The sequence below is a fragment of the Nonomuraea soli genome (genome assembly GCF_013761175.1).
GTDB lineage: Bacteria > Actinomycetota > Actinomycetes > Streptosporangiales > Streptosporangiaceae > Nonomuraea > Nonomuraea soli.
The window spans coordinates 275559-291442 of record NZ_JACDUR010000004.1 but is presented as its reverse complement, the minus strand read 5'-3'; the positions used below and the strand labels follow the sequence as shown (position 1 = coordinate 291442).

The window sequence follows — 15884 nt, the reverse complement described above, 5'->3', positions numbered from 1 at the left end:
AGGCCCATGCCCGTGGAAGGGGCCGCAGAGCGAGAACCCCGGACGGGGTGTCGATGGCCCCCGGGCCATCGACCACGGGGCCTGGGGGTGGGCCGAAGGACCACCCCCGCCAAGCACAGCCCAAGCCCCACCAGCGCCGAAGGCGCCCGACCAGCGAGGACCGAGCCGTCAGGTGAGGGGCTTGGCGCTACGGTCGAGGTCGGGCTCCAGGTAGATGACCCGCGCGATCGGCACCGCCTCGCGGATGCGCTGCTCGGCCTCGTCGATGCCGCGGGCGACCTCTGCCGCCGTGTCGTCGTGCTGGACGGCGATCTTGGCCGCCACCAGTAGTTCCTCGGGCCCGAGGTGCAGCGTCTTCATGTGGATGATGCGGTCGACCTCGGGTGCGTTCTCGAGGGCGGCGCGGATCTGGTCTTCGGTGCCCGGGTCGGCGCTTTCGCCGATGAGGAGGGACTTGGTCTCGACGGCCAGGATGACGGAGATGACGGCGAGCAGGACACCGATCATGAGGGTGCCCAGGGCGTCCCATCTCACGTCGCCGGTGATCATGGCCATGCTCACGCCGAAGAGGGCGAAGATCAGGCCGAGGAGCGCGCCGAGGTCCTCCAGGAGGATGACGGGGAGCTCGGGCGACTTGGCCCGCCGTACGAACGCCACCCAGGACTGCTTGCCGCGCACGCGGTTGGACTCGATGATCGCGGTGCGGAAGGAGAAGGTCTCGGCGATGATCGCGAAGACCAGGACGCCGACGGCCCACCAGGGGTCCTTCAGCCCTTCGTCGCTGCTCCACTTGTGGATGCCTTCGTAGATGGAGAACACCGCGCCGATGGCGAAGAGCACGACCGCGACGACGAAGGCGTAGAAGTAGCGTTCGCGGCCGTAGCCGAAGGGGTGGACCTTGGTGCTCGCGCGCTGGGCGCGCTTGCCGCCGACGAGGAGCAGGACCTGGTTGCCCGAGTCTGCGACCGAGTGGATGCCTTCGGCCAGCATCGAGGACGAGCCCGTCATGGCGGCTGCGAAGAACTTTGCGATAGCGATGGATATGTTGGCGGCAAGGGCCGCGATGATCGCTTTGGTACCGCCACCAGCACTCACTGGTCCACTCCACTCATCTGATCGTTTTCACGTCCAGGGGATCCTATTGGGAAATTCTGGACTTGAGCTCCGCGACGGCCGAAACCGGGGTCGGATCGAGCCCATACCCCAGGGCCAGGTAGACACTCGCGTAGTCGACCAGCTCGATCAGCGTGGCCAGGCGCTGGATGGCGTGCTCCCCCTCGGCCATGATCTCGGAGACCGGAACGCCGCGGTCCTCGGCGAGCTGGATGGACAACACGCGACGCCGGGTGAGCTCCGGGTCCTCGTCGCGGTCGCGCAGCACCACCAGGCGCACGGAGAAGCCGGGCTCGTCGGCGAAGATGTCGCGCTCGGCCATGGGCCCGTCGAAGGTGGCGACCTGGTCGAACAGGGCGCCGTGGAGCGCGGGGTATTTGGCGTTCTTGCCGAGCTGGGTAGCCATGCGATGGGCGGCCACGGCGGCGACCGCCGAGGAGCCCCAGATGAGCGGTACGTTCCCGGCCAGTTCCATGGCGAGCGTCTTGCCCGGGTTGACGAACGATTCGCTGCTCGGCCGGCACCGGTGGGCGATGTCTTCGAGGAGCACCGCCATCTGCTCGTAGTCGTCGGCGTCGGCGCGGATGAGGCCGAGCGAGGACAGGGCGACCATCGCGGGGATGGCCAGCAGCCACAGGTTGGAGCGCGAGGGCCCGTGCGTGGGCACCGCGACGAACATCGCCGACGCCTGCTTGGCGATGGCCTCCAGCGGCGAGCCGGCGCGGCCGACGGCAAGCAGGTGGCAGCCGCGTCTGACCGCCTCGGTGGCCACCGCGACGGTTTCGCGGCCGAAGCCGGAGCCGGAGATGGCGATCACCAGGTCGGCGGCGCCGACCCAGCCGGGCAGCCGGTGGGCGCTGACGGTGAGGATGGGCACCGGGGCGCCGGGGCCGCAGACCGTGGCCAGGATGTCGCCGACGAGCCCGGGAGCGCCCATGCCGACGACCACGATGGCGCGCGGGCGGCCCTGGAGCTTGTCGACGCCGCTCTCCAGCGCGATGCGGTAGGCGGTGCGCACGTGGGCGGCTGCGTTCGCGACCGAGGGCAGCATGCCGCCCGGGTCGGTCTCTGTCAGGTGGGTCTGGTCGTCGAGCAGGTGTTCCTGCCAGATCACGACGGCTTCCTGGCCTCGTCGACCAGCAGCACGGGGATGTCGTCGCGTACGGGGTAGATCAGGCCGCACGAGGTGCAGGCGAGTTCTTCGGACTCGGCCCGCAGCGGGGACTTGCACGCCGGGCAGGCCAGGATCTCCAGCAGCCAGTCGTCGATCTTCACTTAGCCAACCTCCGAAGTACCTCGTCACGGATCGTCGTCATCGTCGCCTCGTCGTCGGCCTCGGCATTCAGGCGCAGCAGCGGCTCGGTGTTGGACGGGCGCAGGTTGAACCACCAGCCGGGGCCGGTGACGGTGAGCCCGTCGAGCTCGTCGACCTCTCCCCTCCCGGCGAACGCCTGCCGTACGAGCTCCATTGCAGCCGGGACGTCGGCGACGGTGCTGTTGATTTCGCCCGAAGCGTGGTAGCGGGAGTAGATCGCCACCACCTCCGACAGCGGCCGGTCCTGCTCCCCCAGCGCGGCCAGCACGTGGAGTGCGGCCAGCATGCCGGAGTCGGCGAACCAGAAGTCACGGAAATAGTAGTGAGCGGAGTGCTCGCCCCCGAAGACGGCACCGGTGCGGGCCATCTCGGCCTTGATGAAGGAGTGGCCGACGCGGGTGCGCTCGGGCCGGCCGCCGTGCTCGGTGACGATCTCGGGTACGGCACGCGAGGTGATCAGGTTGTGGATGATCACGCTGCCGGGATGCTTGGCCAGTTCGCGCGTGGCCACCAGCGCCGTGATCGCCGAGGGCGACACGGACTCGCCGCGCTCGTCGACGACCCAGCAGCGGTCGGCGTCGCCGTCGAAGGCCAGGCCGAGGTCGGCTCCGTGGTCGAGGACGGCCTTCTGCAGGTCGCGCAGGTTGTCGGGCTCCAGCGGGTTGGCCTCGTGGTTGGGGAAGGTGCCGTCGAGCTCGAAGTAGAGGGGCACCAGGTCGAGGGGCAGCCCGGCGAAGACGGCGGGCACGGTGTGGCCGCCCATCGCGTTGCCGGCGTCGACGACGACCTTGAGCGGCCGGATGCCGGACAGGTCGACCAGCGACTTGAGGTGGTCGGCGTATCCGGGCAGGAAGTCGCGCTCCTCGACGGTGCCGGTCGGCTCGCCGGGCGAGGTGCCGAGGAGCTCGGCGGCGCGGTCGCGGATGGTGGTGAGCCCGGTGTCGGAGCCCACGGGCACGGCTCCGGCGTGACACATCTTCAGGCCGTTGTAGCGGGCCGGGTTGTGGCTGGCGGTGAACATCGCGCCGGGCAGGCCGAGGCTGCCGCTGGCGTAGTAGAGCAGGTCGGTGGAGCCGAGCCCGGCGTCGATGACGTGGGCGCCGCGTGAGAGCGCGCCCCTGACGAAGGCCTCCACGAGCGCCTTGCCCGACACCCGCATGTCGCGCGCGACGACGAGCGACGACGCGCCGGTCACCTCGACGAACGCCGCCCCCACGGCTTCGGCGGTCGGCTCGTCAAGCTCGTCTGGCACCACGCCGCGAACGTCGTACGCCTTGAAGATCCTGGCGAGGTCGCCCACGCGTCAGCTCCACCCAGTGTCGACTACATGTATCGCTGACGAGCCTATCGGTCTCGCTGCTGCTGCGCCGACCGCAGCACCCGCAGGTGGCCGCGCCGGCTCACCTCCACGCCCTGGCCGACGGGTTCGGTGCCGCCCGGCGCGGGCCTGGCGGCTTCGCGCACGGCGTTGGCCAGCGCTTCGAGGTCGTCGGTGCTGGGGGCGGAGGAGTCGGTCGGCAGGCGCACGACCTCCCAGCCGCGGGGTGCTGTCAGCCGTTCGGCGTGTTCGGCGCACAGGTCATAGCAGTGTGGCTCCGCGTACGTCGCCAGGGGGCCGAGCACGGCGGTCGAATCGGCGTACACGTACGTGAGCGTGAAGACGGCAGGCTGACTGCAAGCAGTGCGGGAACAGCGGCGGACGGGGCTCACGGAGGGACCGTATCCGGTAAGCGACCCCGGCGCCACTACCTCAGCACTCTTACCGATCGTGTCGCCACAATTCGGACACCTATCACAGCCTTTTCGTAGACTGGTTCCGTGACACAGCCAAGCGAGTGCCCGTGAGCCCCCGCCGCCGCGATCGGCACGGCAGGGGCCTGCGCGGCCCGCTCGCTCCTTCGTGGGTGCCGATGGCGCGCTCCCGCAGCGAACGCTTCGACGATCTGGTGCTCGACGCCGTCGACCGGCTGCGCCCGCAGTGGGGCAAGCAGCTGGCGTCGGTGGAGTTCGCCGTGGAGGATGTGCCGCCGTTGTCGGAGCTGGGCGACGGTCCCGGCCGTCCCGGTCCCGAGACGGTGCCGTTCGGCCGCGCGGACGCCGCCAGCGGCCGCAACCCCGCCGCCGTCGTGGTCTACCGCCGCCCGCTGGAGGCGCGTGCCCGCGACCGCGACACTCTCGGGGCGCTCATCCACGACGTGGTCGTCGAGCAGGTGGCCACGCTTCTCGGGTTGTCGCCCGACGCCGTCGACCCCGGCTACGACGGCCGCTGACCCCCGGGAATCGGGCCCACGAAAAAGGGCCACCCGAAGGTGACCCTTTTTCGAAAAAGTCGTTCAGACCGCTTGACGCTTCAGCCTACGACGCTCGCGCTCGGACAACCCACCCCAGATGCCGAACCGCTCGTCGTGCTCCAACGCGTATTCAAGACACTCCGCACGCACCTCACAGGCGCGACAGACCTTCTTCGCTTCTCTGGTCGATCCTCCCTTTTCAGGGAAGAAGGCCTCGGGGTCAGTCTGCGCGCACAACGCACGCTCCTGCCACCCGAGCTCCTCGCCGTCCATGTCCTCAGGTGCGATGACCAGATCGGCCACTGCACACCTCCCTGCCGCCCGCCCGCAATGGAGCCCCCCATGATTCGCCTCCCTCTTACCCATCTCGGAGGCGTAACAACATGGCTGTAATTACACGCGTGTGCAGCACGGGACGTCAAGCGGCATGCCGGTATCCGGGGAAAGACCAGCTCGCCCCGGTGTGCTCATCCTGTGCGGTTGCGATGCGGCCGACGCCGTTATCCATGGCGTTGGCCTGACTCGTTCAACGCTGTCAGCGGTCGGAACCGTACCAGGGCGGGATTGACTGCCGCCCGTGGCTCACCTTCTCTCTAGCCGCTCTTTGCCCGGCTCTTACCTGCGTGGATCTGGCGTGTAGATGGCGGTGGGATCGATCGGGTCGTCTCCGGCGGCTCCCGGAGGCGAGGCCAGCGCGTCGCCCCGGTACATCGAGGCGTCGAGTCGCACGGTGGACTCGGCCGGCGGCTGCTCGGCGGGCCACGGCTGCGGCGCCTGGTGGGAGGACTGCTGGTGGGAAGGCTGCTGCGGGTGGCCGAACGGGTCGTCGTACGGCTGCGCCTGCTGCGGAGCGCTGTAGTCGGGCACCCTCAGCGGCTGGTGAACCCCTGAGGACGCCTGGTAGGAGTCGGCCTGCTGGTAGGCGTCGAGCAGCTGCTGCGAGCGCGGGTCGACCGGAGGCTCGGGCTCCTGCTGGTACGGCTGGGCGAACTCGTGGCCCGAGAAGCCGGTGAACGGCTGGCCACCCTGCTGCTCGGCCGGGGAAGGCGTGAAGGCGGGCGGCTGGGTGTAGTACGGCTGCTGCTCGGGGGCGGAGTGGCCGAGCTCCGGCTGCGTCTCGGCGGGGATGTAGCCGGGCAGCGACGGGGCCGAGTGGGAGGGGGTGTAACCGCCGCCGGGCTGGCTCTCGAACGACTGGTAGCCGCCGGGCTGGCTGTCGACGGACTGGTATCCCTCGACGGGCGGCTGGTAAGCCTCCGCCGGCGGGTAGACGTCGGGCCGGGTCTCGGCGGGCTGGTAGCCGCCCTGCGAGTGCGGGGGCGCGTAGGTGTTCGGCATGCTGTCGGCGCCCTGGTAGACCGAGGGCTGCGCGTCGGCGGGAACGTACGGCGGGGGCGTGTACTCGCCCGGCATCGGCGCGGGGAGCGCGGGCAGCGTGTTCGGGGCCGCCGGCTCGGACGCCTGGAGGGGGTCGGGCGAGAGCTGCGGCGCCGGGAAGGGCTGCATGGGCGCCGCCTGGACATCGGGCTGGCCGTACGAGGGCTGGGCTTGGGAAGGCTGGCCGTACGAGGGCTGCGCGATGTCGGGCTGGCCGAAAGCGGGCTGCGGGGCCTCGGGCTGGCCGTAGGAAGGCGCGTCAGCCTGGTCGTAGGAAGGCTGGCCGTAAGAAGGCTGGCCATAGGCGGGCTGCCCGTAGGCGGGCTGGCCGAACTGCTGGCCCCCCATCGGCTGAACCCCGGCGCCAGGGATCGGCTGCACCCCGGCCCCCGGGATCGGCTGCACCCCGGAAACCGGCTGCTGGCCGTACTGCGGCTGCACGCCCGCCCCCGGAATCGGCTGCACTCCGGAGCCTGGCACCGGCGGCTGGCCGTACGCGGGCTGGCCGAAGCCCTCCTGCGCGAACCCCGACGGCGGCGTGTACGGCTGCGCCGAGCTGAACACCGGCCCTGAGGGCTTGCCACCGAGCACCAGCGGCCGCACGTAGAGCAGTGCGAGCACGATCAGCCCGACCTCGAGCAGGCCGCTGAGCAGCGCCCACACCACGCTCGACCCCTCGGCCGCGCCGAGGGTGAGCAGCACTCCGAGCCCGCCGAGCAGACCTGAGGCGGCCAGTTCTCCGGCGATGGCGGCCGGGATCGCCTTGGCCCGCAGCGGCGGTGCGCCGAAGGAGGTGACGAGCAGCAGCGCGCCGAAGAGCAGCGCGGTGCTGAGCGGTGAGGTGAGCGGCGACAGGTAGGCGGCCGCGCGGTCTGTGAAGGAGGGAGCGTCACCGATGAACGACTCGACGAGCCCGCCCAGGATGTTCACACCGGCCCAGCCGATGATCACCCAGGCGGCTGGTTCTCGGAGCCGGTTGACGTCAGATTTACTCACAGCACCCCCATTTGGACCCTTTGGTCCGGAGTGGAGTTTGCCACAGAAGGCACTCGGACGTCGGCCGACCCACCAACCGCATCTATCACAATTCATCAAATATGCCCCTATACCTGTGTGCCGGGAGGTGAAGCCTTACCTCCAAGACAGGGGTGACAGACTGGGCGGCATGCGTATCGTCTCCCTGGCCGGCGGCATCGGCGGAGCCCGCTTCCTGCGAGGTCTCAAGGCCGCCGCCCCCGACGCCGAGATCACCGTGATCGGTAACACCGGCGACGACATCACCCTGTTCGGCCTGCGGGTCTGCCCCGACCTCGACACGGTCATGTACACCCTCGGCGGAGGCATCAACGAGGAGCAGGGCTGGGGCCGCGAGAAGGAGACGCACGCCGTCAAGGAGGAGCTGGCCGCCTACGGCGTCGAGCCGCAGTGGTTCGGCCTGGGCGACCGCGACTTCGCCACCCACATCGTGCGCTCGCAGATGCTGGAGGCGGGTTACCCGCTGAGCCAGATCACCGAGGCGTTGTGCGCGCGCTGGCAGCCGGGTGTCCGGCTGATCCCGATGAGCGACGACCGGTGCGAGACCCATGTGGTCATCACCGACGAGCGCGGGAAGCGGGCCATCCACTTCCAGGAGTGGTGGGTCAGGATGCGCGCCTCGGTACCCGCCGAGTCGATCGCCCTGGTCGGCGTCGACACCGCCAAGCCGGCTCCTGGCGTGCTCGAGGCGATCGCCGAGGCCGACGTCGTGATCCTGCCGCCGTCGAACCCGGTGGTCAGCGTCGGCACCATCCTGCAGGTGCCGGGCATCCGTGACGCGGTCGCCGCCAAGACGGTGGTCGGCGTCTCCCCCATCATCGGCGGCGCGCCCGTGCGCGGCATGGCCGACGCCACGCTGGCCGCGATCGGGGTGGAGACGAGCGCCCAGGCCGTGCTGGAGCTGTACGGCAGGCCGTTGCTCGACGGCTGGCTGGTGGCGCAGGAGGACGCGGGCGTCGCCCTCGACGGCGTGACCGTCCAGGCCCGCCCGCTGCTCATGAGCGACCCCGACGCCACCCGCGCCCTGGCCGGGGCCGCTCTCGATCTCGCCCTGGACCTGGCACGATGATCGAGATCCTGCCGGTCCTCGGCATTCCCGAGGTCGGCCCGGGCGACGACATCGCCAGCCTGATCGGCGATCTGGAGGACGGCGACATCGTCGTGGTCACCTCGAAGATCGTGAGCAAGGCCGAGGGCCGGGTGCGCCAGGCTCCCGACCGCACCGCCGCGATCATGGAGGAGACCGTGCGGGTGGTCGCCAGGCGCGGCGACACGGTCATCTCCCAGACCCGCCACGGCTTCGTCATGGCGGCGGCGGGCGTCGACGCCTCCAACACCGCGCCCGGCACGATCCTGCTGCTGCCAGAAGACCCCGACGCCTCCGCCAGGCGGATCAGGAAGGGCCTGCGCGGGCGGGTGGGCGTCATCGTCACCGACACCTTCGGCCGGCCGTGGCGCCACGGGCTGACCGACGTGGCGATCGGCGCCGCCGGGGTGCTCCCGCTGGAGGACTTCCGCGGCGGCACCGACACGCACGGCAATCCGCTGAGCGCCACCGTGACCGCGCTGGCCGACGAGATCGCCTCGGCGGCCGAGCTGGTCAAGGGCAAGCTCGGCAACGTCCCGGTGGCGATCGTGCGCGGCCTGTCGCATCTGGTGACCGACGACGACGGGCCGGGCGTGCGCCCGCTGGTCCGTCCGGCCGACGAGGACATGTTCAGGTACGGCTCGCGCGACGTGGTGTTCGCGCGCCGTACGGTCACGTCGTTCACCGACCGGCCCGTCGACCCCGAGGCGGTACGGCGGGCACTCATGGCGGCCGACGCCGCCGCCTCCCCCACGGGCGAGAAGGCGTGGCGCTTCACGGTCGACGGCGACGCCTCGCCGTACCGGATCGTGCCGTCGGTGGTGGGCGAACCCACGCCCGCCCGGCTGCTCGCCCTTGGCGCGGCGGTGCAGAACGTGCTTGTGCAGCTCGCGATGGAGGGGCTCGACTCCCGCTGGACCATGGACGACGCCGCGGGCGTCATCGAAGTCGGGCACGGAGGCTGACCGAAACTGTCAGAACCCGTTTACCGTTAGGAAACTTTCCTTTACTTTGGAGCCATCCCCCCAAGTAGAGGAGCCATACTCGATGAGAAGGGCACTCACGTTACTCTTCGCGGTCCTCATGGGGATCGCGACCTCCATCGTCGTGACGAGCAGTCCGGCACAAGCGCACGGCTGGATCACCAACCCCTCCAGCCGGCAGGACCACTGCGCCGCCGGGCGCGTGGCCAACTGCGGGCCCATCATCTGGGAACCTCAGAGCGTCGAGGGACCCAAGGGCCAGCGCAACTGCCACGCGGGTGACTCCCGCTGGGCGCCGCTCAACGACGACAGCAAGCCGTGGCCGGTGACCAACGTCGGCACCACGGCCACACTGACCTGGAAGATCACCGCCCGTCACTCCACCAGCACGTGGGAGTACTACATCGGCGGCACGCGCGTGGCGGTCTTCAACGACGGAGGCAGGCAACCTCCGGCGAGCTTCAGCCACACCGTCAACTTCTCCGGCTTCAGCGGCCGGCAGAAGGTCCTGGCCATCTGGAATGTCGCCGACACCCCGATGGCCTTCTACGCCTGCCTGGACCTGAACATCGGCGGCGGGCCGCAGCCCAGCCCGTCACCGACGCCCACGGCCACGCAGAGCCCCACCCCCACCCCCACGCCCACGCCGACGAGCTCGCCTGGAGGCACCTGGAAGGCCGGCACCGCCTACAGCGCCGGCACCACCGTCACCTACGGCGGCCTCACCTACCGTTGCCGCCAGTCCCACACCGCGATCGCGGGCTGGGAGCCCCCGAACGTTCCCGCTCTCTGGGAACGCGTCTAACGACAGGTCGGATGGCACAGGCGCCGGGCGAGAGCGGCGAGGAACACGTCGATGATCTCGCCCGGCTCCTGGGCCACATGCAGGGAACCGTTGGTCGCCGAGGTGATCTCGCCCAGGCCGTCGCGGTCCACCCCCGACCCGAACGCGATCAGCACGATCTGGATCGGCCGGTCGGGATCCCACTCCTCGCGCAGCCGCTCGAGCAGGCGGCTGCGCGAGCCCCCGTCGTCGCGGCCCGAGGTGATCACCAGGAGGGTGTTGTTCATGCCCTCGTCGTAGCGCTCGCCCATCTCGCGGAAGCCGTCGGCGATCGCCTCGTAGAGCGAGCTGTCGCGCTTCTTGCGGGGCTTCAGCGTGGCGATCGTCTCCATGAGCAGGCCGCGCCGCACGGTCTGGCCCGACTCGGGCTCGTTGACCGGCCCCAGCGAGATGCGCTCGCGGTGCTCCTCGTCGAACTCCCACATGCCCATGTGCGTGGAGTCGGGGAACAGCTGCAGTCCCAGCTTGGCGGCCTCCATCGCCACGCCCAGCCGGGTGCTGTCCTTCAGCGGCTCGGCCATGTGGCGCGAGGTGTCGGCCAGCACCAGCATGTTCGTCGGCGGGGCCAGGCGGCTCCAGGCTCCCAGCGCCTCGTCGAGGTCGGTGGGCGTGACCGCCTCGCGCAGTTTCGGCTCGGTGGTGGGCAGCTGGGGTCCCGGTGAGATCGGCCCGAGGCTCCCGTCGCCCGACCGGAAGCCCGCGCGGCGCACGATGTCCTGCGCCTCGCTCCCCCGCAGCCACTGGCCGAACAGTCTGGCGCCCTCGGCCGCGGGCCCGTCGTTCGCGGTGACCGCGTAGGGATAGTCGAGGTTGATGGTGCCCTCGCGCGGATGCAGCGCGACCACGGGATCGGCGGCACCCTGCAGGTTGTGCGCCCACACCGACTGCTCGGGCACGATCACCACGGGCCGCTTCCAGAAGGAGCTCTCCATGCCCGCAAGCAGCGTGCGGTAGTCGGGTGCCGAACCCGCCTGCGCCCAGCGCACGAAGGCCGTCAGCGACTTGTCGGCGTCGGGGCTCTCGCCGACCACGTCACGCGCCGCGGCGACCGTGGCGATGCCCGCGCCCGCCTGCGACGGGTCGGGCACGCGCACGATGTCGGGCTCGTCGTCGTTGGGCGCCACCCTGCCGCGGACCGTGGCGGGGAAGACCATGCGCCAGTTCATCTCCGTACGACTGACCGCGAACGTGGCCGCCAGCGACGAGCGGGTGGCGAAGACCAGCGGCGAGGTGGCCACGGTCACCGGCTCTCCCGGGAGCCCGGCCAGCCGGATCCACGCCGAGGAGTCGGTGATCCAGGCGTCGGGGCGTTCCCCGACGCCCGCGTGGTCGCCGATCAGCGTGCGCAGCACCGGGGCCGGCGGCTGCTCGCTCACCTGGACCAGGACGCACCGGCCGTCGGCCGAGGCCCTGGTCCTGTTGAAGCGGCCCGCGGCCTCCATCGCCGCGGGCGCCACGTCGACCGCCGCGGCCACGCTGACCAGAACCGGATCCCGCGCCACGCACCCGCGCTCGCCGGCGACGGAGATCGCCACCAGCGTCGCGGCTATCAGCGCAACAGCGCCCAGCCCTGCCGTGACACCCCGCCAGAACGCCTTGCGACGTCGGCCTTCGGGCGTCAGCAAGGGGCGGTGTCGACCTTGCCGCACAACTGACCTTTCCGTGGCTTACAACCTGCGTCGGAGCATAGAGAACTCGTTACAGCGGCACCACCCGCAGAACAGACTTGCACACGCCGTCGCTCGCCTCGGCGGCCTTCTGCCGTTCGGCATCGGGCACGCCGTACTCCGTCGTGCGCTGCCGTACCGGGCGGCCGGTGGCGGCGGCCATCGCGCGCAGCTCGCTGATCGTCTTGTAGGAGCCGTTCTCCGATCCGGCCATGCGGCTGATGGTCTCCTCCATCAGCGTGCCGCCCAGGTCGTTGACGCCGCCGTCGAGCACCTCCTGGCACAGGGCGTCGCGCAGCTTCACCCACGAGCACTGGATGTTGTCGATCGCGCCGTGCAGCAGGATGCGGGCCAGCGCGTGCACCGCGCGGTTCTCCTGCGCCGTGGGCCCGGGACGGGCGATGCCCGCCAGGTAGATCGGTGCGCTGTGGTGCACGAACGGCAGCAGCACGAACTCGGAGAAGCCGCCGGTCTCCTCCTGGATGCTCCTGATCAGCCTGATGTGCTTGACCCAGTGCTCGTGCGTGTCGACGTGGCCGTACATCATCGTGGACGTCGTCGGGATGCCGACCCTGTGCGCCGTGGTGATCACGTCGATCCACTCCCGCGTCGGGAGCTTGCCCTTGGTCAGCACCCACCGCACGTCGTCGTCGAGGATCTCGGCGGCCGTTCCCGGCAGGGAGTCGACGCCCGCCTCCCTGGCCGCGCGCAGCCAGTCCTCGATGGACAGGTTCGTACGGCTCGCGCCGTTGATGACCTCCATCGGCGAGAAGGCGTGCACGTGCATGTCAGGGGTCTTCTGCTTGACGGCCCTGGCGATGTCGAAGTACGCCGTGCCCGGCAGGTCGGGGTGGATGCCGCCCTGCATGCAGACCTCGGTCGCCCCGGCGTCCCAGGCCTCCTGGGCCCTGACCGCCACCTGGTCGAGGCTGAGGGTGTAGGCGTCGGCGTCGGTCCTGCGCTGGGCGAAGGCGCAGAAGCGGCAGCCGGTGTAGCAGACGTTGGTGAAGTTGATGTTCCTGTTGACGACGTAGGTGATGTCGTCGCCCTTGGCCTGCCTGCGCAGCTCGTCGGCGAGCCCGGTCAGGGCCCGCAGCTCCTCGCCGTCGGCGCTCAGCAGCGCCACGGCCTCGGCGTCGGTCAGCGACGTGGGGTCGGCCTCGGCCTTGCGCAGGGCCTGGCGCACCTCGCCGAGGATGACGGCGGGACCGGAGGAGTCGAGCCGCTCCTTGAGCGCCTCCCAGTCGCCGTAGACGGAGTCGAAGTCGTCGCGCCGGTCGGCGGAGCGGCCCTCGGTGTCGACCTCGACGTGCAGGTCCACGCGGCCGGTGGCGGCGAATCCGCCGTCGGGCTCCTGCCAGGGCCTGCCGGTGGGGATGACGTCCGCGGCCAGGCCGGTGACGGGGTCGGCGAGGGCGGCCACGTGCCCGGCGACCCGCGGGTCGAGCCACGGCTCTCCGGCCAGCACGTACTCCGGGTAGATCGTCAGGCGCTCGCGCAGCGTGAATCCGGCCTCCGCCGTACGGGCGGCCAGGTCGTCGATGTGCGGCCAGGGGCGCTCGGGGTTGACGTGGTCGGGGGTGAGCGGCGAGACGCCGCCCCAGTCGTCGATCCCGGCCCTGATCATCAGGTCGTACTCGGAGTCGACGAGGTTCGGCGGCGCCTGCACGCGCATGCGCGGGCCGAGCACGAGGCGGGTCACCGCGATCGTCGCCGCCAGCTCCTGGAGGTCGGCGTCCGGCATGCCGCGCATGGCCGTGTCGGGCTTGGCGCGGAAGTTCTGGACGATGACCTCCTGGATGCCGCCGTACTCGCGGGCGACCTTGCGGATCGCGAAGATCGACTCGGCGCGGTCCTCGACGGTCTCGCCGATGCCGATGAGGATGCCGGTGGTGAAGGGCACGTTGACCCGCCCGGCGTCCTCCAGGACGCGCAGCCGTACGGCGGGGTCCTTGTCGGGCGAGCCGTAGTGGGCCGCGCCCTTCTCCTCGAACAGCCGCCGCGAGGTCGTCTCCAGCATCATCCCCATCGACGGCGCGACGGGCTTGAGGCGCTGCAGGTCGCGCCACGACATGACGCCCGGGTTGAGGTGCGGCAGCAGGCCGGTCTCCTCCAGCACCCTGATCGCCATGGCCCTGACGTAGGACAGGGTGTCGTCGTACCCGTGCGCGTCGAGCCACTCGCGGGCCTGGCGCCAGCGGTCCTCCGGCCGGTCGCCGAGGGTGAACAGGGCCTCCTTGCAGCCCATGGCCGCACCCTGGCGGGCGATCTCCAGCACCTCGTCGGGGCTCAGGAAGGCGCTGGGCAGCTTGTGCGGCGCGGTGGCGAACGTGCAGTAGCCGCACTTGTCGCGACACAGGCGGGTCAGCGGGATGAAGACCTTCTTGCTGTATGTGATGATCCCCTCGCGCCCGACGTCCCGCAGCCCGGCGTCGCGCACGCGGGAGGCGTGGTCGAGCAGGGTGTCGAGGTGCCCGTCGCGGGCGTGCAGGAGAACCGTCGCCTCGGTGGTGTCGAGGGCCTTCCCGTCGCGCGCGCGGGCGAGGGCTCGGCGGAGGGCGGTGTCGCTGACCAGAGTCATACGGGCACATTACGGCCCTCTGGGTTCCGACGCCGCACCCAGGTCCGGGGGAAGGGCCTGTCGAAATCCGGAACCCCCGTTCGTCGTATGGGTATGAGGTATCTGATGATGATCGCGGGCCTGGAGTCGGCACTGCCCTCCGACGAGGAGGTCGTCGCCGATCCCGCCCACGGCGACTGGCTCCGGGAGATGCGGCGGCGGGGCGTCCTGGTGACCGCGGCGCGCCTGCGCGGCAGTGAGGACGCCACCAGCGTCCAGGTGCGCGACGACGCCGTCCTGATCGCCGACGGTCCCTTCGCCGAGAGCAAGGAGCAGATCGCCGGCTTCGCCCTGCTCGACTGCCGCGACCTCGACGAGGCCATCGAGGTCGCCGCCGCGCATCCCGTGGCACGGGTCGGAGTGATCGAGGTGCGGCCGTTGTGGGAGTGATCGAGCAGGTCTTCCGCGACGAACGCGCCCAGGTCCTGGCCACGCTGATCGGGCTGACGGGTGACTGGGACCTGGCCGAGGAGTGCCTCCAGGACGCCTGCATGCGCGCCCTGGAGACCTGGCCGCGCGACGGGCTGCCCAGCAGGCCCGGAGCGTGGCTGACCACGGTGGCCCGCAACCGGGCCAAGGATCTGCTGCGCCGGGAGGCGGTCGGCGCGGCCAAGCTGCGGGAGGCGGCGGTGACCAGCCAGGAACGCGAACCTGACACGGACCTGCTCAGCCTGATCTTCACCTGCTGTCACCCTGCGCTGTCGCTGGACGCGCAGGTGGCCCTCACCCTGCGCACACTGCTCGGCCTGGGCACCGCCGAGCTGGCCAGGGCCTTCCTGGTGCCCGAGGCGACGATGGCGCAGCGCCTGGTGCGCGCCAAGCGACGCATCCGCAACGCCGGCATCCCCTACCGCGTGCCGCCCGACCACCAGCTGCCCGAGCGCACCGCTGCCGTGCTCGCGGTCATCTATCTGCTGTTCAACCAGGGGTACTCCGTCGTGGAGGCGGGGCTGAGCGCCGAGGCGATCAGGCTGGGCCGCATGCTGGCCCGGCTGATGCCCGACGAGCCCGAGGCGCTCGGGCTCCTGGCGCTCATGCTGCTGCACGAGGCCAGGCGGCCGGCCAGGCTCGACGCCGACGGCGAACTGGTGACGCTGGACGACCAGGACCGCGAGCGCTGGAACCCCGAGCTGATCGCCGAGGGACGCTCGCTGCTGGAGTCGGCCCTGCGCAGGAGGAGACCTGGGCCCTACCAGGTGCAGGCCGCCATCGCCGCCTGCCACGTGGAACCGGGCGGGCCTGACTGGCCGCAGATCTCCGGGCTCTACGGCCATCTCGCCAAGCTCGTGCCGTCGCCGGTGGTGGAGCTGAACCGGGCGGTCGCGATCGGCATGGCCGACGGGCCAGGGGCGGGCCTGGCCGCCGTCGATCGGCTGTCGCTGCCGGGCTATCACCTGCTGCCCGCCGTACGGGCTGACTTCCTGCGGCGGCTGGGCCGGGCGGAGGAGGCCGCGGCCGCCTACCGCGAGGCCCTGGAGCTGGCGCCCACCGAGGTGGAGCGACGACATCTGCGGAAGATGCTCGCCGGTGTCGATTCCGGGGGTGGCTGATT

Annotated in this window: 15 protein-coding genes; 6 read left to right on the top strand and 9 right to left on the bottom strand. The window is 70.8% G+C overall.

Annotation, left to right across the window (positions count from 1 at the left end):
- Window positions 1-168 precede the first annotated feature (168 nt).
- Genes HNR30_RS19810 through HNR30_RS19790 form a run of 5 tightly spaced genes read right to left on the bottom strand, consistent with a single transcriptional unit; the run spans window position 169 to window position 4138 of the window.
- Window positions 169-1095 carry a cation diffusion facilitator family transporter gene (locus HNR30_RS19810; protein WP_181611390.1) on the bottom strand — a complete coding sequence of 309 codons (927 nt, stop codon included), beginning with the start codon at window positions 1093-1095 and terminating at the stop codon, window positions 169-171.
- A 43-nt stretch (window positions 1096-1138) separates the two neighbouring features.
- Window positions 1139-2227 carry an SIS domain-containing protein gene (locus tag HNR30_RS19805; RefSeq protein ID WP_312894515.1) on the bottom strand — a complete coding sequence of 363 codons (1089 nt, stop codon included), beginning with the start codon at window positions 2225-2227 and terminating at the stop codon, window positions 1139-1141.
- A complete protein-coding gene (locus HNR30_RS19800; protein WP_181611389.1) occupies window positions 2224-2388 on the bottom strand; it encodes a Trm112 family protein in 165 nt (54 codons plus the stop codon). The genes HNR30_RS19805 and HNR30_RS19800 overlap by 4 nt, the downstream gene beginning before the upstream one ends.
- Window positions 2385-3728 carry a phosphomannomutase/phosphoglucomutase gene (locus HNR30_RS19795; protein ID WP_181611388.1) on the bottom strand — a complete coding sequence of 448 codons (1344 nt, stop codon included), beginning with the start codon at window positions 3726-3728 and terminating at the stop codon, window positions 2385-2387. The genes HNR30_RS19800 and HNR30_RS19795 overlap by 4 nt, the downstream gene beginning before the upstream one ends.
- A 44-nt stretch (window positions 3729-3772) precedes the next feature.
- Window positions 3773-4138: a DUF3499 domain-containing protein gene (locus HNR30_RS19790; protein WP_181611387.1), complete on the bottom strand. Its 366-nt coding sequence runs from the start codon at window positions 4136-4138 to the stop codon at window positions 3773-3775.
- 131 nt (window positions 4139-4269) lie between these two features.
- On the opposite strand from HNR30_RS19790, the gene HNR30_RS19785 reads away from it, so the two are divergent.
- Entirely contained in the window at window positions 4270-4698 is a 429-nt protein-coding gene (locus tag HNR30_RS19785) for a metallopeptidase family protein (RefSeq protein WP_312894514.1), read from the top strand.
- Window positions 4699-4761: 63 nt separating this feature from the next.
- Here HNR30_RS19785 and HNR30_RS19780 read toward each other — a convergent pair whose 3' ends face one another.
- On the bottom strand, window positions 4762-4992 hold the full coding sequence (locus HNR30_RS19780) for a WhiB family transcriptional regulator (RefSeq protein ID WP_181612124.1): 231 nt from the start codon (window positions 4990-4992) through the stop codon (window positions 4762-4764).
- 342 nt (window positions 4993-5334) lie between these two features.
- Window positions 5335-7092: a hypothetical protein gene (locus HNR30_RS19775; RefSeq protein WP_181611386.1), complete on the bottom strand. Its 1758-nt coding sequence runs from the start codon at window positions 7090-7092 to the stop codon at window positions 5335-5337.
- Between the two features lie 169 nt (window positions 7093-7261).
- Between HNR30_RS19775 and cofD the strand changes: the two genes are divergently transcribed.
- The 3 genes from cofD (at window position 7262) to HNR30_RS19760 (ending at window position 10006) form a co-directional block, all read left to right on the top strand.
- A complete protein-coding gene (gene cofD, locus HNR30_RS19770; protein ID WP_181611385.1) occupies window positions 7262-8200 on the top strand; it encodes a 2-phospho-L-lactate transferase in 939 nt (312 codons plus the stop codon).
- Window positions 8197-9183 carry a coenzyme F420-0:L-glutamate ligase gene (locus HNR30_RS19765; protein ID WP_181611384.1) on the top strand — a complete coding sequence of 329 codons (987 nt, stop codon included), beginning with the start codon at window positions 8197-8199 and terminating at the stop codon, window positions 9181-9183. The genes cofD and HNR30_RS19765 overlap by 4 nt, the downstream gene beginning before the upstream one ends.
- An 82-nt stretch (window positions 9184-9265) precedes the next feature.
- Complete coding sequence (locus HNR30_RS19760; protein WP_181611383.1) at window positions 9266-10006, top strand: lytic polysaccharide monooxygenase; 741 nt, start codon at window positions 9266-9268, stop codon at window positions 10004-10006.
- Here HNR30_RS19760 and HNR30_RS19755 read toward each other — a convergent pair.
- Window positions 10003-11670 (bottom strand): substrate-binding and VWA domain-containing protein, encoded by a 1668-nt coding sequence (locus tag HNR30_RS19755; RefSeq protein ID WP_246378888.1) that lies wholly within the window; start codon window positions 11668-11670, stop codon window positions 10003-10005. The two genes, HNR30_RS19760 and HNR30_RS19755, sit on opposite strands and share 4 nt — an antisense overlap.
- Window positions 11671-11743: 73 nt before the next feature.
- Complete coding sequence (locus HNR30_RS19750; protein WP_181611382.1) at window positions 11744-14293, bottom strand: bifunctional FO biosynthesis protein CofGH; 2550 nt, start codon at window positions 14291-14293, stop codon at window positions 11744-11746.
- A gap of 93 nt (window positions 14294-14386) precedes the next feature.
- On the opposite strand from HNR30_RS19750, the gene HNR30_RS19745 reads away from it, so the two are divergent.
- The gene (locus HNR30_RS19745) at window positions 14387-14722 is read left to right on the top strand and encodes a YciI family protein (RefSeq protein ID WP_181611381.1); all 336 of its coding nucleotides are present in this window, start codon (window positions 14387-14389) and stop codon (window positions 14720-14722) included.
- Window positions 14713-15882 (top strand): RNA polymerase sigma factor, encoded by a 1170-nt coding sequence (locus HNR30_RS19740; protein WP_181611380.1) that lies wholly within the window; start codon window positions 14713-14715, stop codon window positions 15880-15882. The genes HNR30_RS19745 and HNR30_RS19740 overlap by 10 nt, the downstream gene beginning before the upstream one ends.
- Window positions 15883-15884: the final 2 nt, after the last annotated feature.

Bases quoted from the DNA above. Each gene is read 5' to 3' on its own strand.
- HNR30_RS19765 (WP_181611384.1), top strand. From the start codon at position 8,197: ATGATCGAGATCCTGCCGGTCCTCGGCATTCCCGAGGTCGGCCCGGGC.
- HNR30_RS19745 (WP_181611381.1), top strand. From the start codon at position 14,387: ATGAGGTATCTGATGATGATCGCGGGCCTGGAGTCGGCACTGCCCTCC.
- cofD (WP_181611385.1), top strand. From the start codon at position 7,262: ATGCGTATCGTCTCCCTGGCCGGCGGCATCGGCGGAGCCCGCTTCCTG.
- HNR30_RS19780 (WP_181612124.1), bottom strand. From the start codon at position 4,992: ATGGACGGCGAGGAGCTCGGGTGGCAGGAGCGTGCGTTGTGCGCGCAG.
- HNR30_RS19760 (WP_181611383.1), top strand. From the start codon at position 9,266: ATGAGAAGGGCACTCACGTTACTCTTCGCGGTCCTCATGGGGATCGCG.
- HNR30_RS19750 (WP_181611382.1), bottom strand. From the start codon at position 14,293: ATGACTCTGGTCAGCGACACCGCCCTCCGCCGAGCCCTCGCCCGCGCG.